Source organism: Pseudomonas sp. A214, assembly GCF_900156295.1.
Taxonomy (GTDB): Bacteria; Pseudomonadota; Gammaproteobacteria; order Pseudomonadales; family Pseudomonadaceae; genus Aquipseudomonas; species Aquipseudomonas rhizophila.
Map to the genome: position 1 here is coordinate 4,287,528 of NZ_LT707062.1, position 17,262 is coordinate 4,304,789.

Below are 17,262 nucleotides of genomic sequence, written 5' to 3' on the forward strand. Positions count from 1 at the left end.
CGCGACGTGGCGCTCACCCCAGGTAACGCTTGAACCACTCAAGGGTGCGCCCCCACGCCAGTTCGGCAGCCGCTTCGTCATAGCGCGGGGTCGAGTCGTTGTGGAAGCCATGGTTGACGCCCGGATAGATATAGGCCTGATAGGTCTTCTTCCCGGCCTTGAGCGCTGCTTCATAGGCCGGCCAGCCTTCGTTGATGCGGGTGTCGAGTTCGGCGTAGTGGATCAGCAACGGTGCTTTGATTCGCGGCACGTCCTCAGGTTTGGGCCCGCGCCCGTAGAATGGCACCGCCGCGCCGAGCTCGGGATACGCCACGGCGGCGGCATTGGCCACCCCGCCGCCGTAGCAGAAACCGGTGATGCCGACTTTCTTGCCGCCAATGGCGTCGTGTTTCATCAGAAACTCAACAGCAGCGAAAAAATCGTTCATCAGCTTCTCGGGATCAACCTGCTGCTGAAGCTCGCGCCCCTTGTCATCGTTACCCGGATACCCGCCCACCGAGGTCAGGCCGTCCGGCGCCAGCGCCACGAAACCGGCCTTGGCCACACGCCGGGCGACGTCCTCGATATAGGGGTTCAAGCCACGGTTCTCATGGGCGACCACCACACCGGGCACCGGGCCGCTAGCCTTGGCTGGCCGGACCAGATAGCCGCGCACCTGACCGTGACCCTTGGGCGAGGGATAAGTGATGTACTGCGCCACGATATCCGGGTCGGTGAAGTTCACCTGCATCGCTTGGGCATAGTTGGGGCTCAACGACGCCAGCAGTGCGCCGGCCGTCAGCCCGCCCACCGCAAACTGACTGGCCCGCTCCAGGAAGATCCTTCGGGATATCTGGCCGTGGGCGTAAAAATCGTAAAGCTCGAGCAGTTCGGGGGCAAAGTCCTTGGCGGTCAGGCGAGTCATGGTTTGATCCTCTTCGGGGATCGAAAAATCATAGACGAAAAAAAACGCCGCTCGATGAGCGGCGTTTTTTATTCACCAGACAACGTCCGGTTTACAGCGCCATGTCGGCCGCCGGGTTGCTTTGCGGGGCAGCGGCCGGCGCAGTCGGTGCAGGCGCGGTGCGCTGCTGGCCGATCGTTGGTGGCGTGTCCAGCTGCAGGACTTCGCTGGTGTAAGCCCACTCCTGAGCCACACGCTCAGGGCTTTCGTTGAGCTTGGTGCCGTAGCTTGGCACGATCTGATGCAGTTTTTCCTGCCAGGCCGGGGTGGCGACCTTGTCCTTGAAGACCTTCTCAAGCACCGTCAGCATGATCGGCGCAGCAGTCGAGGCACCTGGCGAAGCACCCAGCAGAGCGGCGATGCTGCCGTCCTGGGAGGCGACCACTTCAGTACCCAGTTTCAGGACGCCGCCCTTCTCTTCATCACGCTTGATGATCTGCACGCGCTGGCCGGCCTGCCACAGGCGCCAGTCTTGTTGCTTGGCGTCCGGGAAGTATTCCTTCAGGGCGTTGAAGCGATCTTCGTCCGACTGCATCAACTGGCCGGCCAGGTATTCAACCAGCGGGTACTGTTCGATACCCACCTTGGTCATCGGCCACACGTTGTGGGTGGTGGTGCTGGTCAGCAGGTCAAAGTACGAACCGTTCTTCAGGAACTTGGTGGAGAAAGTGGCGAACGGGCCAAACAGAATCACACGCTTGCCGTCGAGCACGCGGGTGTCCAGGTGCGGAACCGACATCGGCGGTGCGCCAACCGAAGCCTTGCCGTAGGCCTTGGCCAGGTGCATCTGGGCGACGGTCGGGTTCTCGGTCACCAGGAACGAGCCGCCTACCGGGAAGCCGGCGTATTCACGGGCTTCGGGGATGTCAGCTTCCTGCAGCAGGTGCAAAGCACCGCCGCCAGCGCCGATGAACACGAACTTGGCGTCGGTCTCGGTTTCGCTACCGTCCTTCAGGTTCTTGTACGCAACGCGCCAGGTGCCGTCTTCGTTGCGGGTGATGTCCTGCACTTCGCTGGACAGCTTGAGGGAGAAGTTCGGTTTGGTTTGCAGGTGAGCAGCAAACTGACGGGTGATTTCGCCGAAATTCACGTCGGTGCCCAAGGGACTCCAGGTGGCCGCAACTTTCTGGCTCGGATCACGCCCTTGCATCATCAGCGGTACCCACTTGTTGATCTGCTCGCGATCTTCGGAGTACTGCATGCCGGCGAACAACGGGCTGGCCTGAAGGGCTTCGTAGCGCTTCTTCAGGAACGCGATGTTGTCCTCACCCCAGACAAAGCTCATGTGCGGGGTGGAGTTGATGAACGAGCGCGGGTTCTTCAGCACGCCGTTCTTGACCTGCCAGGCCCAGAACTGACGGGAAACCTGGAACGCTTCGTTGATCTCGATCGCCTTGGCGATTTCGACCTTGCCATTCTTGTCTTCGGGCGTGTAGTTCAGCTCGGCCAGCGCGGAGTGGCCGGTACCGGCGTTGTTCCAGCCGTTGGAACTCTCTTGGGCAACACCGTCCAGGCGCTCGACCATTTCCATGGTCCAGTCCGGTTCCAGCTCATTGAGCCAAACGCCGAGTGTCGAGCTCATGATGCCGCCACCAATGAGCAGGACATCCACTTTTTTTGCCTCGGCGGCGTGCGTGGTCGCAAGACCCATCGCCATCGCCAGGCCCAGCAGCGCCGTGTGTGTTCTCTTCAACATGTGTGTATCCCTAGGGTAGAACGCCATTCCGCCCACCAGTCCTGCAAGGATAGACCACGCCATGGCCGGCATACGGCATGACTGGGGTCGAGACGGGACTGGAGGACGGACCTACAGGGGCCGAGAATCATCGGCCTCGCTTTTATGTCTCTCCGGCGCTGACTTCTTGTAGGTCTTGGCTTCAGCTGGGTGAGGGACACTGCAAAACGCTTGTAATCGGGCCAGACATGGCCGCGCCCGATTGTCGCAGCGGGGGGAGTTTACAGAATGAACTAAACAGACCGAAGCCTCTTTTTTCATTCAAGGCATAAACACCGACCAAATGACGGCGTTTTGATGGCGCACTGGCTGAAAAATGTGGGAGCGAGCCTGCTCGCGATGGCGGTGGCGCATTAGACAGTGATGCAAGCTGACCCAGTGCTATCGCGAGCAGGCTCGCTCCCACAAGGGATTGTTGGTGAAATCTGGCGTCACCTCGCCACTCGCTATCCGAGCAACTGACTCAACACCGCCCGCAATTTGCCGGGCTTGACCGGTTTGTTGAGCAGTGGCGCATTGAGTTTGCGCAAGGCGCGGCGGCACTGGTCGCTGCGATCGGCGGTGATGATCACCGCCGGGATCGTCTGTTGGAAATGCTCGCGCAAGTGCTTGACCACTTCGCACCCGACCACGCCATGGTCCAGGTGGAAATCCGCCAGGATCAGTTCCGGCGCGCGGCCTTGCAGCACGTCAAAGGCACCCGCCTCGTCCGTGGCGGTCAACACGTCACACCCCCACTGCCCCAGCAGCGCGGCCATGCTTTGCAAAATGCTCAGCTCATTGTCGATGACCAGCAGACGGCGGCCAGGCAGCGGGTTACCGGCGACGGCCTGGGCGGGCATCTGGGCCATGGGCAGCAGTCTTTCAGCAGACAACGGCACCTCGATGCTGAATACCGAACCGCGCCCCGGGCGGGAACGTACCTGGACCCGATAACCGAGAATGTGGGCGATACGCTCGACAATCGCCAAACCCAGGCCGACACCCTTGCGATCGGCAGCGCGACCTACGTCCAGCTGGTTGAACTCCAGGAAGATCGACTCCAGGCAGTCGGCAGCAATACCGCGCCCCGTGTCCCAGACCTCCAGGCTCAACCGCTCGCCCCGACGCCGCGCGGCCAACAGGATGCCGCCCTGAGCGGTGTAGCGACAGGCATTGCTGAGCAGGTTGCGCAAGATCCGGGTCATCAGCCGCAGGTCGGTCATCACTGTTTCGTCGCCGAAACGTACCCGTAGCTCCAACCCGGCAGCGCCAGCCACTGATTGAAACTCCGAAGCCAGCGGCGCGAGCAACTCATCCAGCCGATACGGCGCCAGGTCCGGCCTGACTGCAGCCTGGTCCAGCCGGGAGATGTCCAGCAGGTCGGTGAGCAGGTCCTCCGCCCCTTCGAGCGCCTGGTGGGTACGCTCCACCAGCACGTGTTCGGAGGTGGGCAGCGAGCGTTCGCGTAATGTGGCGATCAGTAAGCGTGCGGCGTTGAGCGGTTGCAGCAGGTCATGGCTGGCGGCGGCCAGGTATTTGTCCTTGCTGCGGTTGGCCGCCTGCGCAGCGTCCCGAGCATCGCGCAGTTGTTGTTCGATCAGCTCGCGCTGGGCGATCTGTTGTTGCAGGTTGCGGTTGGCCTCCAGCAGCGCGTCGGTACGTTCGGCCACCCGCTGTTCCAACTGATCGTTGAGCTGTTGCAGGTGTTGCCGAGCCTGTTCCAGCTCATCGAGGCGCGCGGCCAGTTCCGGATAGTGGCTCTTGCGCGTGGAGTGATTGCCCAGTCCCAGCAGCCCGGCCAGGGCTTTTTGCTGTTCGTCAGAGGGCTTCGCCATAGACGACCTCGACATCCCGCTGGCTCGACTCCCGAGGGTTGGTGAGAATGCACGGATCATGCATCGCATGTTGCGACAGGAAAGGAATATCCGAAGTGCTCACCCCGTGCAGCCCCAGGGTTTCGTGAAAGCCGATGGTGCGTTTGAGGGCAATCAGGTGTTCCACCAGCCGGGTACGGATTTGCCGGTGATTGAGGCCTCGGCAATCGATGCCCAGCGTCTGGGCAATCACTTTGAAACGCTCGGGCGCCGAGTTGTAGTTGAACGCCACCACATGCTCCACCAGCACCGCGTTGCACAAGCCATGGGGCAAATCCAGGAACCCGCCCAGGCTGTGGGACATCGCGTGCACCGCACCGAGAATCGCGTTGGAGAACGCCAGGCCGGCCTGCATACTGCCCAGCATGATCTTTTCCCGCAGGGCGACATCCGCCGGGTTGGCGATCATCTGCACCAGATTGCTGTTGATCAGGCGCATGGCCTCCAGCGCATGGGGGTCGGTGAGCGGGCCGTGGCCGGTGGATACAAACGCCTCGATGGCATGCACCAGCGCATCGATGCCGGTGCAGGCGGACAGGAACGGGTCCATGCTCAGGGTCGTTTCCGGGTCGATCAGCGACACGTCCGGCACCGCGGCCTTGCTGACGATGGAAAACTTCATGCGCTCTTGCTGGTTGGAAATGATCACGAACTGCGACACGTCCGCCGAGGTGCCGGCGGTGGTGGGAATCAGGATCAACGGTGGGCTGGGCACGTGCAAGGTGTCCACGCCTTCGAATTCCAGGATATTGCGACCATGGGCAACGACGATGCCGATGCCTTTACCGCAATCCATGGGGCTGCCGCCACCGACCGCGACGATGACATCGCAGTGGTTTTCCCGGTACAGCTCGGCCCCGAGCATGACTTCTTCGACCCGGGGATTGGGCGAGACGGCACTGTAGATGCAATAGTCGATGGCCTGGGCCTGGAGGCTGGCCTCGACGTCGGCGACCCATCCTGCGGCGATCACGCCGGGATCGGTGACGATCAGCACCTTGCGTGCGCCGAACGTCTTGGCGTAATTGCCAACATTGTGCCGGCAACCGGCGCCAAACATGATTTCAGGTGAAACGAACTTGCGCAGCGGACTGAGACTCTGGCTCATCGGTAAGCCTGTTCTTATTGTTCCGGGAATACCCTGAGCCTAAAGCATCCCACCGTGATTGCAATCAGACCAAATGGGTAGCCCGGCCTGAACATCTCAGGCCGGGCCAGCGCTCATCGGTTGGCGAAGTACATCGTCACTTCAAAGCCTATACGCAGGTCGGTGTACGCGGGTTTAGTCCACATGGGTCTTTCCTCTTCTTGTACCGGGCCATTCCGGCAAGGTCATTAATGCACGCTGTACCCGACGTTCGAATGCTACTTTCGAAGCGGTGAGTGGGGTGCGTTGGTAGCAATGCTGCAATCACACAAATCCAAATGTGGGAGCGAGCCTGCTCGCGATGACGCCTGAACATTCAACATAGAGGTTGAATGATCTACCGCTATCGCGAGCAGGCTCGCTCCCACAGGGGGGTGTTTCTGGGTTAGAAGAAGCCCAACGGATTAACGTCGTAGCTCACCAGCAGGTTCTTGGTCTGCTGGTAATGGTCGAGCATCATCTTGTGGGTTTCACGACCCACGCCGGACTTCTTGTAGCCACCGAACGCGGCGTGGGCCGGGTACAGGTGGTAGCAGTTGGTCCAGACACGCCCGGCCTTGATTGCCCGACCCATGCGGTAGGCGCGGTTGATGTCACGGGTCCAGAGACCGGCGCCGAGGCCGAACTCGGTGTCGTTGGCAATCGCCAGGGCTTCGGCTTCATCCTTGAACGTGGTCACGCCCACCACCGGGCCGAAGATCTCTTCCTGGAACACGCGCATCTTGTTGTGGCCCTTGAGCAGGGTCGGCTGGATGTAATAGCCGCTCGACAAATCCCCTTCAAGATGTTCCGCCGCGCCGCCCGTGAGCAGCTCGGCGCCCTCCTCCCGGGCGATGTCCAGGTACGAAAGAATCTTGTCGTACTGCTGCTGGGACGCCTGGGCGCCGACCATGGTTTCGGTATCCAGCGGATTGCCGCGCTTGATCTTGGCGATCTTCTTCATGACCTCGGCCATGAACGGCGCGTAGATCGACTCCTGCACCAGCGCCCGCGATGGGCAGGTGCAGACTTCGCCCTGGTTGAAGAACGCCAGCACCAGGCCTTCGGCGGCCTTTTCGATGAACGCCGGCTCGGCCTGCATGATGTCTTCGAAGAAGATGTTCGGCGACTTGCCGCCCAGCTCCACTGTGGACGGGATGATGTTCTCGGCGGCGCATTTCATGATGTGCGAGCCCACCGGGGTCGAGCCGGTGAAGGCGATCTTGGCGATGCGCTTGCTGGTGGCCAGGGCTTCACCGGCTTCGCGGCCAAAGCCATGGACGATGTTCAACACACCGGGCGGTAGCAGGTCGGCGATCAGCTCGACGAACACGGTGATCGACAACGGCGTCTGCTCCGCTGGCTTGAGCACGATGCAGTTACCCGCGGCCAGGGCCGGGGCGAGTTTCCAGGCGGCCATCAGCAGTGGGAAGTTCCACGGGATGATCTGTCCGACCACGCCCAGCGGTTCGTGGAAATGATAGGCGGTGGTCAGTTCATTGATCTCGGCGGCCCCACCCTCTTGGGCGCGGATGCAGCCGGCAAAATAACGGAAATGGTCGGCCGACAGCGGTACGTCGGCATTGAGGGTTTCGCGCACGGCTTTGCCGTTGTCCCAAGTCTCGCTGACAGCCAGGCGTTCCAGGTTCTGTTCGATGCGGTCGGCGATTTTCAACAGCACCAGGGAGCGATCCTGCACCGAAGTCTTGCCCCAGGCATCGGCAGCGGCGTGGGCTGCGTCCAGGGCCTTGTCAATGTCAGCGGCGTTGGAGCGTGGGAACTCGGCGATGACCTCGCCGTTGACCGGGGACGTGTTGGTGAAATACTCGCCGTTAACCGGCGCGACGAATTCGCCGCCGATGAAATTGCCATAGCGCGGCTTGAAGGTAACGACGGCGCCTGGGGTTCCGGGTTGTGCATAGATCATAATGGGCCTCTGCCTGGTCGATGCCTGTCGCGGGACAGGCGATAGGCCGATGGTAGAGAGACCCGCATGCTGGACGAATGCGTCATTGGCAGGGGGGCTCTCGTTATTTGGTCGTAGGTTTGTGGATTTTTCAGGACACGAAAAGCGGGAACAAGCGCTGCCTTTGTGGCGAGGGGATTTATCCCCGCTCGAGTGCGCAGCGCTCGCAAAGATTTTGGGGCCGCTTCGCAGCCCAGCGGGGATAAATCCCCTCGCCACAAAAGCAGCCCCCGGCTCAATGACAACTCAGCGCTTGGCCACCAACTCTTTCGGCAACTTGAAGGTCCAGAGCATGCCGCCCTGGTTGAAGTCCTTCACGCGCTTGGCCACTTCGCCGCCCCACAACGGCACCGCGCCACCCCAGCCCGAGAGGACGGAGACGTATTGCTCGCCATCCATTTCCCAAGTGATGGGCGAACCGAGCACACCGGAGCCGGTCTGGAACTCCCAGACCTTTTCTCCGGTCTTGGCGTTGAAGGCCTGCAGGAATCCTTCAGGCGTGCCGGTGAACACCAGGTTGCCCTTGGTGGTCAGCACTCCGCCCCACAGCGGCGCGAAGTTCTTGTGACGCCAGACCTCCTTGCCAGTCTTGGGGTCGATGGCCCGCAGCACACCGATGTAGTCCTCGTTCAGCGGCTTGATGGTGAAACCGGCTCCCAGGAACGCCGCGCCCTTCTTGTAGGCGATGCCTTCGTTCCAGATGTCCATGCCCCATTCGTTGGACGGCACGTAGAACAACCCGGTGTCCTGGTTGTAGGCCATCGGCATCCAGTTCTTCGCCCCGAGGAACGCCGGCGCGACAAACACCGAGCTGCCCTTGGCTTCGCTGCCCGGCGCGCCCGGACGGCCGGCCTCGTTGTAGATCGGCCGCCCTTCCTTGTCCAGGCCGCTGGCCCAGGTGATCTTGTCGACAAACGGGAAGCCGCGGATGAACTTGCCGTTGGTGCGATCGAGCACGTAGAAGAAGCCGTTGCGGTCGGCGGTGGCCGCAGCCTTGATGTCCTTGCCCCCTTCCTTATAGTTGAAGGAGATCAGTTCGTTGACGCCGTCATAGTCCCAGCCGTCGTGAGGGGTGCTCTGGAAGTGCCATTTGATGCTGCCGTCGTCTGGGTTAAGGGCCAGGCGCGACGAGGAATAGAGGTTGTCGCCAGGGCGCAGATGGGAGTTCCACGGTGCCGGGTTACCGGTGCCAAACAGCAGCAGATTGGTTTCCGGGTCGTAGTAGCCACCCAGCCAGGGCGCCGCACCACCGGTCTTCCAGAGATCCCCCGGCCAGGTCTTGCCGGCTTCGCCACCGGAAATGCCATTCTCGATAGCCTTGCCGTCCTTGTAGACATAACCCATGTGCCCTTCCACGGTCGGACGGGTCCACAGCAGCTCGCCGTTTTTCGGGTCGTAGGCGCTGATCTTGCCCACCACGCCGAACTCGCCGCCCGCCACGCCGGTAATCAGCTTGCCATTGACGATCATGGGCGCGGCGCTGATGGAATAACCTTCCTTGTGGTCAGCGACTTTCTTGCTCCACACCACCTTGCCGGTGTCCTTGTTCAGGGCCACCAGCTTGGCGTCCAGGGTGCCGAAATACACCAGGTCGCCATACAGCGCCACGCCACGGTTGATCACGTCGCAGCAAGGACGAATGTCATCGGGCAGGCGCGCATCGTATTGCCAGAGTTTCTTGCCGGTGCGTGCATCCACCGCGAACACCCGCGAGTAGGAACCGGTGAGGTACATCACCCCATCCTTGATCATCGGCTGGGCCTGCTGGCCGCGCTGCTTTTCACCGCCGAAGGAGAACGCCCAGACCGGACGCAGATCCTTGACGTTATTCACGTTGAGCGTGTCGAGCGGGCTATAGCGTTGGCCTTGCACGCCGAGGCCGTTGGTCACGACCTGCTGCGGGTTTTTCGGGTCCTGGAGAATTTCCTGATCGGTCACGGCGGCCAAGGCCGAACCGGACAGCAGCATGGCACTGAGCAGCAGGCTCACGGCGAAGGGCTGGCGACGTGCGGGATGAGTCATGACGGCTACCTCTGCGGTTATTGTTATACCCGGGAAATTTTCCCGGTCTGCCGCAGATTCTTGGCCTTGGGGCCGTCGTCAACAATTGCCCGCTGTGTTGAGTTTTCTAGTTCCTTGGTACATGTGAAGACGGGATTGGACCGTTACAACGCTGTTCCCTCAGGAAGCCGATAAGGTGGCGCCAGCCTTGCGTGAACGGCTTGCCGGCTTCAGGGCGAGTCGGCTTGGAAAAAATCGCGCAGGATTCGGGCGAATTCGTCGGGACGTTCGTCGGCCGGCCAGTGTCCGGCACCTTCAATGACGGTGCCGCTCAGGTGCTGCGCCACCGGTTCGAGGAGCAGGCTGGTCTTCTCGGCGAACCCCCATCGACCACCAATGCCGAGCACGGGCATCTGCAGTTTGCCCCGCCGAGCGGTTTCGGAATGATCGTCCATGTCCTGCCAGACCGCAGCGTAGTAATTGAGGCCCGCTCGCAGCGCGCCTGGTTTGATGATCTGCCGGACATATTCCTCGAAGTCCTCGCCGCTCACGCCCTCAGGGTTGGCGGACATCTTCCAGAAGAACCAGGAGAGCAGCTCGCGCTCCTTTCCGCGAATGAACATTTCCGCAACATCGGGCTGGGTGAAGAAGCTGAGTTGCCAGCTGCTGGCAACGTCCCAGTCTCGAGACGGCGTCAGCTTGGCCTCGTAGCCGAACCCCGGCAGCGCATATTCGGCGAGGGCCAGCCGTCGAACGTCGTTGGGGTGCGCGCCGGCATATTGGTAAGCAACGCCAACACCGTGATCGTAGCCCACAAGGAAGACCGGCCCCAGTTTGAGCTTCTCGATGAGGGCTCGTAGATCGCGCGCCATGGTCCGCTTGTCGTAGCCCCCGGGCGTAATCGACGATCCTCCGGCTCCGCGCAGATCCGGGGCAATGATTAGATACTGGTCGGCGAGTTCCGCCATGACCCGATTCCACATCAGAGAGTGTTGTGGCCAGCCGTGGAGAAGGACGATCGGTGCCCCTTGCCCGGTAAACCGATAGTGCATTTCGATGCCATTGGCGTGGATTTTGTCGTGGAGGATTTTTGTGATGGTCATTTCATCGCTGCTCCAGAGTTCTGCCTTGCGTAGAAAGCACTCTGCGGCCATGACATCTTCGGTTCCGCGACTTCGGCTATTTTTTCAGGCACCACACCCCTGCTGTGTCCTTAACAATGACCTTAGACCAAGCCCGGCCTTTTTCATTTTTGGCGCTAGCCGGGGGATTTGCCGGGACTACTCAATCTTGGCATCTACTCGCTTCATCCCTACCCGCTCATAACGCGGATAAAGATGACTGACACTGCGAATCAGCTCATACCGACTCAAGCTGATCCCGGCAAAACGCTCGGGGATGGGGCTGCGGATCATCTCGGCCATGTCATCGCCCCGGGCCGCGCCGTCGCGCATCAGTTGGTCGAGCCAGCTGAGGTAGTCGCGCATTTGCAAGAAAGGCCGGGCATCGCTCGCCACTGGACCATGGCCGGGTACGATCTGCTTCCACGACAGGCTTTGCAGGGTGTCCAGGTCCTTGAGCCAGACCTCCAGACCGGGGCTGTTCGGGGTGGTCAGGGCGCGTTCGTAGAACACCAGATCGCCGGCAAACAACACGCCGGTGGTTTCATCGAGGATCGCCAGGTCCGCCCCGGTGTGCCCGGCCAATGCCAGCAGACGCAACGAATGGTTGCCGACCTTCAGCGGACCGGGAACCAGCACTTGGTTTGGCAATACCACTTCGGTGCCACGCATCCAGTCACCGACCAGCCGGTACATGTTCTCGGCCATGGCATCGCCCTGCTGGCGCAACAGATCCGTGGTCCCCGCCAGCGCGCCGATGGAGACGTCGCTGAAGGCCTGGTTGCCCAAGACATGGTCGGGGTGATGATGGGTCAGCAACACCTGGACTACCGGCTTATCGGTGATCGCGGCAATCGCCTGGCGCAAGGCCTGCCCGTAGCGCCGGGACGGGCCGCTGTCGATGACCACCACGCCGGCCTCGGTGACAATAAAAGCGGTGTTGACGATGTTGCCGCCGTTGGCCTTGGCAAAATTGTCCGTGCTGCCTTCCAGCAGCCAGGTGCCTTCGGCGATCTGCCGGGGCTTGAGTGAATAGTCCGCTGCGGCCCATGTCGGCAGGCACAGGCCCAGCCAGATCAGCAACAACCAACGCATGGCGCGCTCCTTGTGGTCAGGGGACCGTTGCCTCGAATTCATTGCCGCTGTTGTCACGCAACAACAGGCGGGTCTGCCCGGGGCCTTGAATGTCGAAGCTCAGGTTGGGGTTTTCGCTGACGGCCGGGAACAGCTCCAGGCGCGCCAGCACCTGGCCGTCGGCGTCCAGCAACTGCGCCTGGTTGAGGTAAAACTCCGGGATGCCGCTCACCAGCCCATTGTCCATCGGGTGGGCGACTTGCAGGCGCAGGCGGCTGTCTTCACCTCGGGGGTAACGGGCTCCCAGCACTTCGCCCAAGTGTTCTTCCCAGCCCGGCTGGGTCCGCACCACGCTTGGCGCGGTGCAGCCGCCACCGGCTGCGTCGATCAACGTCGAGCCGACGTGCCACAGGCCGTCACGGGTCTGCACGGCAGCGCGCAACGGCGTGGCCTGCTCGATACGAATGCGGATCGACAGCCAGGGCAGCACCCGCTCCCCCGGCTGGAAATCGACGATCTTGGGCAGCGGGTTCAGTTCGGCCCAAACCAGCATGCGCACCACGTCGCCGGTGAATGCGCGGGCATCGATCTGCAATGGCACCTGGCGCGCGTCTTCGGCAAAAGGCGGCGCCAGCAATCGGACCCGGTCATCGAACACGAACGGCGCCTCAGCCAGCAGTTGTTTGTGATAGAAGGCCCACATCACCGAGGGCACCGGGTCCTTCCCGGTCTCGAGCGCCGTCGCCGTCAACGGCAGGCAGCACAACAGCAGACCCCACGCTCGCCAGTTCATCCCTGCGCTCCTATTGATACATCTCGGGCACTTCGTAACGCAGGCCGTAATGGGCATAGATGGTTTTGAGACTACCGTCGCGGATCAACCCCTCCAGCGCTTCTTCCACCGCATAAGCCAGCTGCCGGTTGCTCTCATGCACCGCCATACCGATTTCCCACCGTTGCTTGCCCATGTTCGGGTAAGCATTTTCGGCCAATGCCAGTTGCGGATCGGCTGCCTCATGCAGTTGCCAGTCGATCTCCCCGCGCATGGCCATGACCGCGTCGACCTGCCCGGCCCGCATGGCCTTGAACGCCTGGCCTACGCCGGGGAAGTGATGGGTCCTGGCGCTGAGCATGCCGTTGAACACCGAGGTCAGGTAGAACGACGGCACGCTGTCGACTTCAACGCCAATGGGGTGCTGCTGGAATACCGCGACACTGCCTACACTTTCAAGCCGGCGGCGGTCGTACGCCACTTGCCAGCACTCCTGCTGATAAGGCCCGAACATGGCGACCTGGGCGTTTTCCAGTTCACCGATGTCGTTGCGCTTTTGCACGTAGTCGCGATCGTAAGGCACGCGCATCATCAGGTCGGCCAGTTGCCGACCATGCAGGGCGCTGCTGCGCCAGATGTAATCGCGCAGGTCGTCATCGAGCTTTTCGCCGGGCGGCGCCCAGATCAATCGCAGGCGCACGCCAAGGGCTTTGGCGAGGGCCTGGGCCAGCTCCACATCCACGCCCCGAGGCTGGCCGTGGTCTTCGAAGCTATAGGGGGCAAAATCCTTGTACACCGCCACTTTCAGCTCGCCGGCGGCGATCATTTCGTCGTAGTTGCGCACCTGTGCCTGAACCGTCTGGCCACACAGCAACAGGCTGCAGAATATCCACGCGAACAGGCGCATGGCGATCACTCCTCGACGTGCACGCTGTCGAGATAGGTGCGCACCGCCCACAAGGCTTCCTGGCTTAAGTAGTCCGCCATTTTCGGCATGTAGACCCGGCCGTCGCGCACCGCGCCGTGACGCACGCGCTCGACAAACCACTCATCTCCGGCTTCGGCGGCGTCCAGCATGCGCAGATCCGGCGCGATCCCGCCGGACTTGGCTTCCAGGCCGTGGCACGCGGCGCAGTTCTGGTTGTAGGCCGAGGCGCCGATTTCCACCGCTTTGTCTCGCTCGGGAGAACTGCGGTAAGGGTTTTGCGCGAGCCAACCATCGCCATCTGTTGGCAGGCCGGTGTCCTTGATCGGGGTCAGCCCTTTGGTTTCCACTGCCTGGGGCACTACGTTGCCATGGGCCCACACGGAGCCTGCGCCGGTCAGCCCTATCAGCAATGCGGTAGCGATGATGGCGTTGCGTTTTGTTGTCATTGTTATGCCCTCGAATTTGCACGCAAGACCTCTCTACAGAGGCCGTGCCGTCATCTTAGGAACGCCTGCACCCCAGCCGAATGCTGCTTTGGTGGCCGCACTCTAGTTCCTTGGTAGCGGGTCATCTGGCGCGGTTCGCAAAGACAGCCGGTTCGGGAAGTCTTCCCGGCAAGGGCGGGACTTTTTCCGTATCGGTAGAGCCCTGACGCGACCCAACCTAGTCAGGCCAAAACCTCACTGGGAATGCCCACCATGACAATAAAAACGCTCCCCGCCCTCTCTTCCCTGACCGTTGCCTTGCTGCTGGCCGGCAGCCTGTCCCTGACTCCGCAGGCGAACGCCGCAGTCACCTGGGAAGACATCGCCAACGACCACCTGACCACCCGCGACGTATTGCAATACGGCATGGGCACCAACGCCCAGCGCTGGAGCCCGCTGGCCCAGGTCAATGACAAGAACGTGTTCAAGCTCACGCCGGCCTGGTCTTATTCATTCGGCGACGAAAAGCAGCGCGGCCAGGAGTCCCAGGCCATCGTCAGCGACGGCGTGGTGTACGTCACCGGCTCTTACTCGCGGGTATTCGCCCTCGACGCCAAGACCGGCAAACGCCTGTGGACCTACAGCCATCGGCTGCCGGACAACATTCGCCCGTGCTGCGACGTGGTCAATCGGGGCGCGGCCATTTACGGCGACAAGATCTACTTCGGCACGCTGGATGCGCGGGTGGTCGCCCTGAATAAAAACACCGGCAAAGTGGTGTGGAACAAGAAGTTCGGCGATCACGCGGCCGGCTACACCATGACCGGAGCCCCGGTACTGATCAAGGACAAGACCAGCGGCAAGGTGCTGTTGATCCATGGCAGTTCCGGGGATGAGTTCGGCGTGGTCGGGCAACTGTTCGCCCGGGACCCGGACACCGGTGAAGAAGTCTGGATGCGGCCTTTCGTCGAAGGCCACATGGGCCGTCTCAACGGCAAGGACAGCACGCCGACCGGCGATGTGAAAGCACCGTCCTGGCCCGACGACAAAACCACCGAAACCGGCAAGGTCGAGGCCTGGAGCCACGGCGGCGGCGCACCTTGGCAGAGCGCCAGTTTCGACCCCGAAACCAACACCATCATCGTCGGCGCCGGCAACCCGGGGCCATGGAACACCTGGGCGCGCACGGCCAAGGATGGCAACCCGCAGGATTACGATAGCCTCTACACCTCCGGCCAGGTGGGCGTCGACCCGAGTACCGGCGAGGTGAAGTGGTTCTATCAGCACACGCCCAACGATGCCTGGGATTTCTCCGGCAACAACGAGCTGGTGCTGTTCGACTACAAAGACAAAGACGGCAAGCTGGTCAAGGCCACCGCTCACGCCGACCGCAACGGCTTTTTCTACGTCGTGGACCGCAACAACGGCAAGCTGCAGAACGCCTTCCCTTTCGTCGACAACATCACCTGGGCCAGCCACATCGACCTGAAGACCGGCCGCCCGGTGGAAAATCCAGGTCAGCGTCCGGCCAAGCCACTGCCGGGTGAAACCAAAGGCAAACCGGTGGAAGTCTCACCGCCTTTCCTGGGTGGCAAGAACTGGAATCCCATGGCCTACAGCCAGGACACCGGGCTGTTCTACGTGCCGGGCAACCAGTGGAAGGAGGAATACTGGACCGAAGAGGTTAACTACAAGAAAGGCTCGGCCTACCTGGGCATGGGCTTTCGCATCAAGCGCATGTATGACGATCACGTCGGCAGCCTGCGGGCGATGAACCCCACCACCGGCAAGGTGGTCTGGGAACACAAGGAAGCCTTGCCGCTGTGGGCCGGGGTGCTCGCCACCAAGGGCAATCTGGTGTTCACCGGCACCGGCGACGGCTTCTTCAAGGCCTTCGACGCCAAGACCGGCCAGGAACTGTGGAAGTTCCAGACCGGCAGCGGCATCGTCTCCCCGCCCATCACCTGGGAACAGGACGGCGAACAGTACATCGGCGTGACCGTCGGCTACGGCGGCGCCGTGCCGTTGTGGGGCGGCGACATGGCCGAGCTGACCAAGCCGGTGGCCCAGGGCGGGTCGTTCTGGGTGTTCAAGATTCCGAGCTGGGATAACAAGGTGGCCCGCCAATAACCCTTGCGGGAGCGATCCTGCTCGCGATAGCGGTGGTTCAGTTGGCAGTGATGTTGAATGTGCCGACGGCTTCGCGAGCAAGCCCGCTCCCACTCTTGATCTCATTGGACACAGATTCTGTGTCCAGCAAAGATCCCTTGTGGGAGCGAGCCTGCTCGCGATAGCGGTGGTTCAGTTGGCAGTGATGTTGAATGTGCCGACGGCTTCGCGAGCAAGCCCGCTCCCACTCTTGATCTCATTGGACACAGATTCTGTGTCTAGCAAAGATCCCTTGTGGGAGCGAGCCTGCTCGCGATGGCGGTGGTTCAGTTGGCAGTGATGTTGAATGTACCGCCGCAATCGCGAGCAGGCTCGCTCCCACAGTTAACTCGAGTTCCTGCCATGAACTATCCACTGGTTTTATTGATCGTGTTCGCCGCAAATGCCAGCGCCGCCGATCCCGACATGCCCCTGACCATCAACGGCTGCATCATCGCCGAGTCCAGCCAATGCCCCGGCGCCGACCTTCGCGGCGCCCGGCTGGCCAACCAGGACCTGCGCAAAATGAACCTCAGCGGTGCCGACCTGCGGGGCGCCGATTTGCGCCATGCGCGGCTGGACCTGGCCAATCTGGAAAAAGCCCGTCTGCAAGGCGCCAACCTGACCCGAGCCAGCTTGCAGCAAAGCAACCTGCGCCTGGCGGACTTCAGTGGGGCCACGCTCAAGGCTATCCAGGGCTGGGGCCTGTTTGCCCAGGGCGCGCAGTTCCAGAAAGCCGACCTGAGCGCCGCGTATCTTCAATTCGCCCGGCTGTCCGGCGCCCGAATGCACGAAACCAACCTGCAAGCCGCCGACCTGGAAATGGCCTGGCTGAGCAAGGCAGATCTCAAGGGCGCCGACCTGCGCGACGCCAACCTGCAGGAAGCCAAGCTTGGCGAAAGCAACCTGGAAGACGCCAACATGAGCGGTTCACGCCAGCATTACGGGAATTTTCAGGATGCGAATATGCAAGGGTGTAGGGGTTGCCCAGTGTCCTGGGATCAATGAAGTCTCCAGATACATACAAAGCCTTGTGGCGAGGGGATTTATCCCCGCTGGGCTGCGCAGCAGCCCTAAAACAGCCAGCTCAATAGACCTGGCACACCGAGTCTTCAGGGTTTGGGGCTGCTGCGTAGCCCAACGGGGATAAATCCCCTCGCCACAGTT

Annotated in this window: 14 protein-coding genes; 2 read left to right on the forward strand and 12 right to left on the reverse strand. The window is 61.7% G+C overall.

Annotated elements, in window-relative coordinates; translation table 11 throughout:
- Positions 1-13: 13 nt before the first annotated feature.
- From yghX to pedF, 12 genes are all read right to left on the reverse strand, one after another.
- Complete coding sequence (gene yghX, locus BW979_RS19115; RefSeq protein ID WP_076385141.1) at positions 14-904, reverse strand: YghX family hydrolase; 891 nt, start codon at positions 902-904, stop codon at positions 14-16.
- A 91-nt stretch (positions 905-995) separates the two neighbouring features.
- Positions 996-2,639, reverse strand: a complete 1,644-nt coding sequence (gene mqo / locus BW979_RS19120; RefSeq protein ID WP_047229923.1) for a malate dehydrogenase (quinone) — start codon at positions 2,637-2,639, stop codon at positions 996-998.
- A gap of 485 nt (positions 2,640-3,124) precedes the next feature.
- Positions 3,125-4,495, reverse strand: coding sequence for an ATP-binding response regulator (locus BW979_RS19125; RefSeq protein ID WP_076385143.1), 1,371 nt, complete (start codon positions 4,493-4,495; stop codon positions 3,125-3,127).
- Complete coding sequence (gene ercA, locus BW979_RS19130; protein WP_076385145.1) at positions 4,479-5,642, reverse strand: alcohol dehydrogenase-like regulatory protein ErcA; 1,164 nt, start codon at positions 5,640-5,642, stop codon at positions 4,479-4,481. Before ercA ends, BW979_RS19125 begins: the two co-directional genes overlap by 17 nt.
- Positions 5,643-5,755: 113 nt before the next feature.
- Entirely contained in the window at positions 5,756-5,827 is a 72-nt protein-coding gene (pqqA, locus tag BW979_RS19135; protein WP_003243383.1) for a pyrroloquinoline quinone precursor peptide PqqA, read from the reverse strand.
- Positions 5,828-6,066: 239 nt separating this feature from the next.
- Entirely contained in the window at positions 6,067-7,587 is a 1,521-nt protein-coding gene (gene exaC, locus BW979_RS19140; RefSeq protein ID WP_076385147.1) for an acetaldehyde dehydrogenase ExaC, read from the reverse strand.
- 285 nt (positions 7,588-7,872) lie between these two features.
- Positions 7,873-9,648, reverse strand: a complete 1,776-nt coding sequence (locus BW979_RS19145; RefSeq protein ID WP_076385149.1) for a PQQ-dependent methanol/ethanol family dehydrogenase — start codon at positions 9,646-9,648, stop codon at positions 7,873-7,875.
- A gap of 209 nt (positions 9,649-9,857) precedes the next feature.
- On the reverse strand, positions 9,858-10,730 hold the full coding sequence (locus BW979_RS19150; protein WP_076385151.1) for an alpha/beta fold hydrolase: 873 nt from the start codon (positions 10,728-10,730) through the stop codon (positions 9,858-9,860).
- 177 nt (positions 10,731-10,907) lie between these two features.
- Positions 10,908-11,843, reverse strand: a complete 936-nt coding sequence (locus BW979_RS19155) for a quinoprotein relay system zinc metallohydrolase 1 (RefSeq protein ID WP_076385153.1) — start codon at positions 11,841-11,843, stop codon at positions 10,908-10,910.
- 16 nt (positions 11,844-11,859) lie between these two features.
- Complete coding sequence (locus BW979_RS19160) at positions 11,860-12,615, reverse strand: quinoprotein dehydrogenase-associated SoxYZ-like carrier (RefSeq protein ID WP_047229005.1); 756 nt, start codon at positions 12,613-12,615, stop codon at positions 11,860-11,862.
- 10 nt (positions 12,616-12,625) lie between these two features.
- Entirely contained in the window at positions 12,626-13,501 is an 876-nt protein-coding gene (locus BW979_RS19165) for a substrate-binding periplasmic protein (protein WP_047229004.1), read from the reverse strand.
- A 5-nt stretch (positions 13,502-13,506) separates the two neighbouring features.
- The gene (gene pedF / locus BW979_RS19170; protein WP_076385155.1) at positions 13,507-13,968 is read right to left on the reverse strand and encodes a cytochrome c-550 PedF; all 462 of its coding nucleotides are present in this window, start codon (positions 13,966-13,968) and stop codon (positions 13,507-13,509) included.
- A 252-nt stretch (positions 13,969-14,220) separates the two neighbouring features.
- Between pedF and exaA the strand changes: the two genes are divergently transcribed.
- Positions 14,221-16,077, forward strand: coding sequence for a quinoprotein ethanol dehydrogenase (exaA, locus tag BW979_RS19175; protein WP_047229002.1), 1,857 nt, complete (start codon positions 14,221-14,223; stop codon positions 16,075-16,077).
- Positions 16,078-16,458: 381 nt separating this feature from the next.
- On the forward strand, positions 16,459-17,103 hold the full coding sequence (locus BW979_RS19185) for a pentapeptide repeat-containing protein (RefSeq protein WP_076385159.1): 645 nt from the start codon (positions 16,459-16,461) through the stop codon (positions 17,101-17,103).
- Positions 17,104-17,262 lie beyond the last annotated feature (159 nt).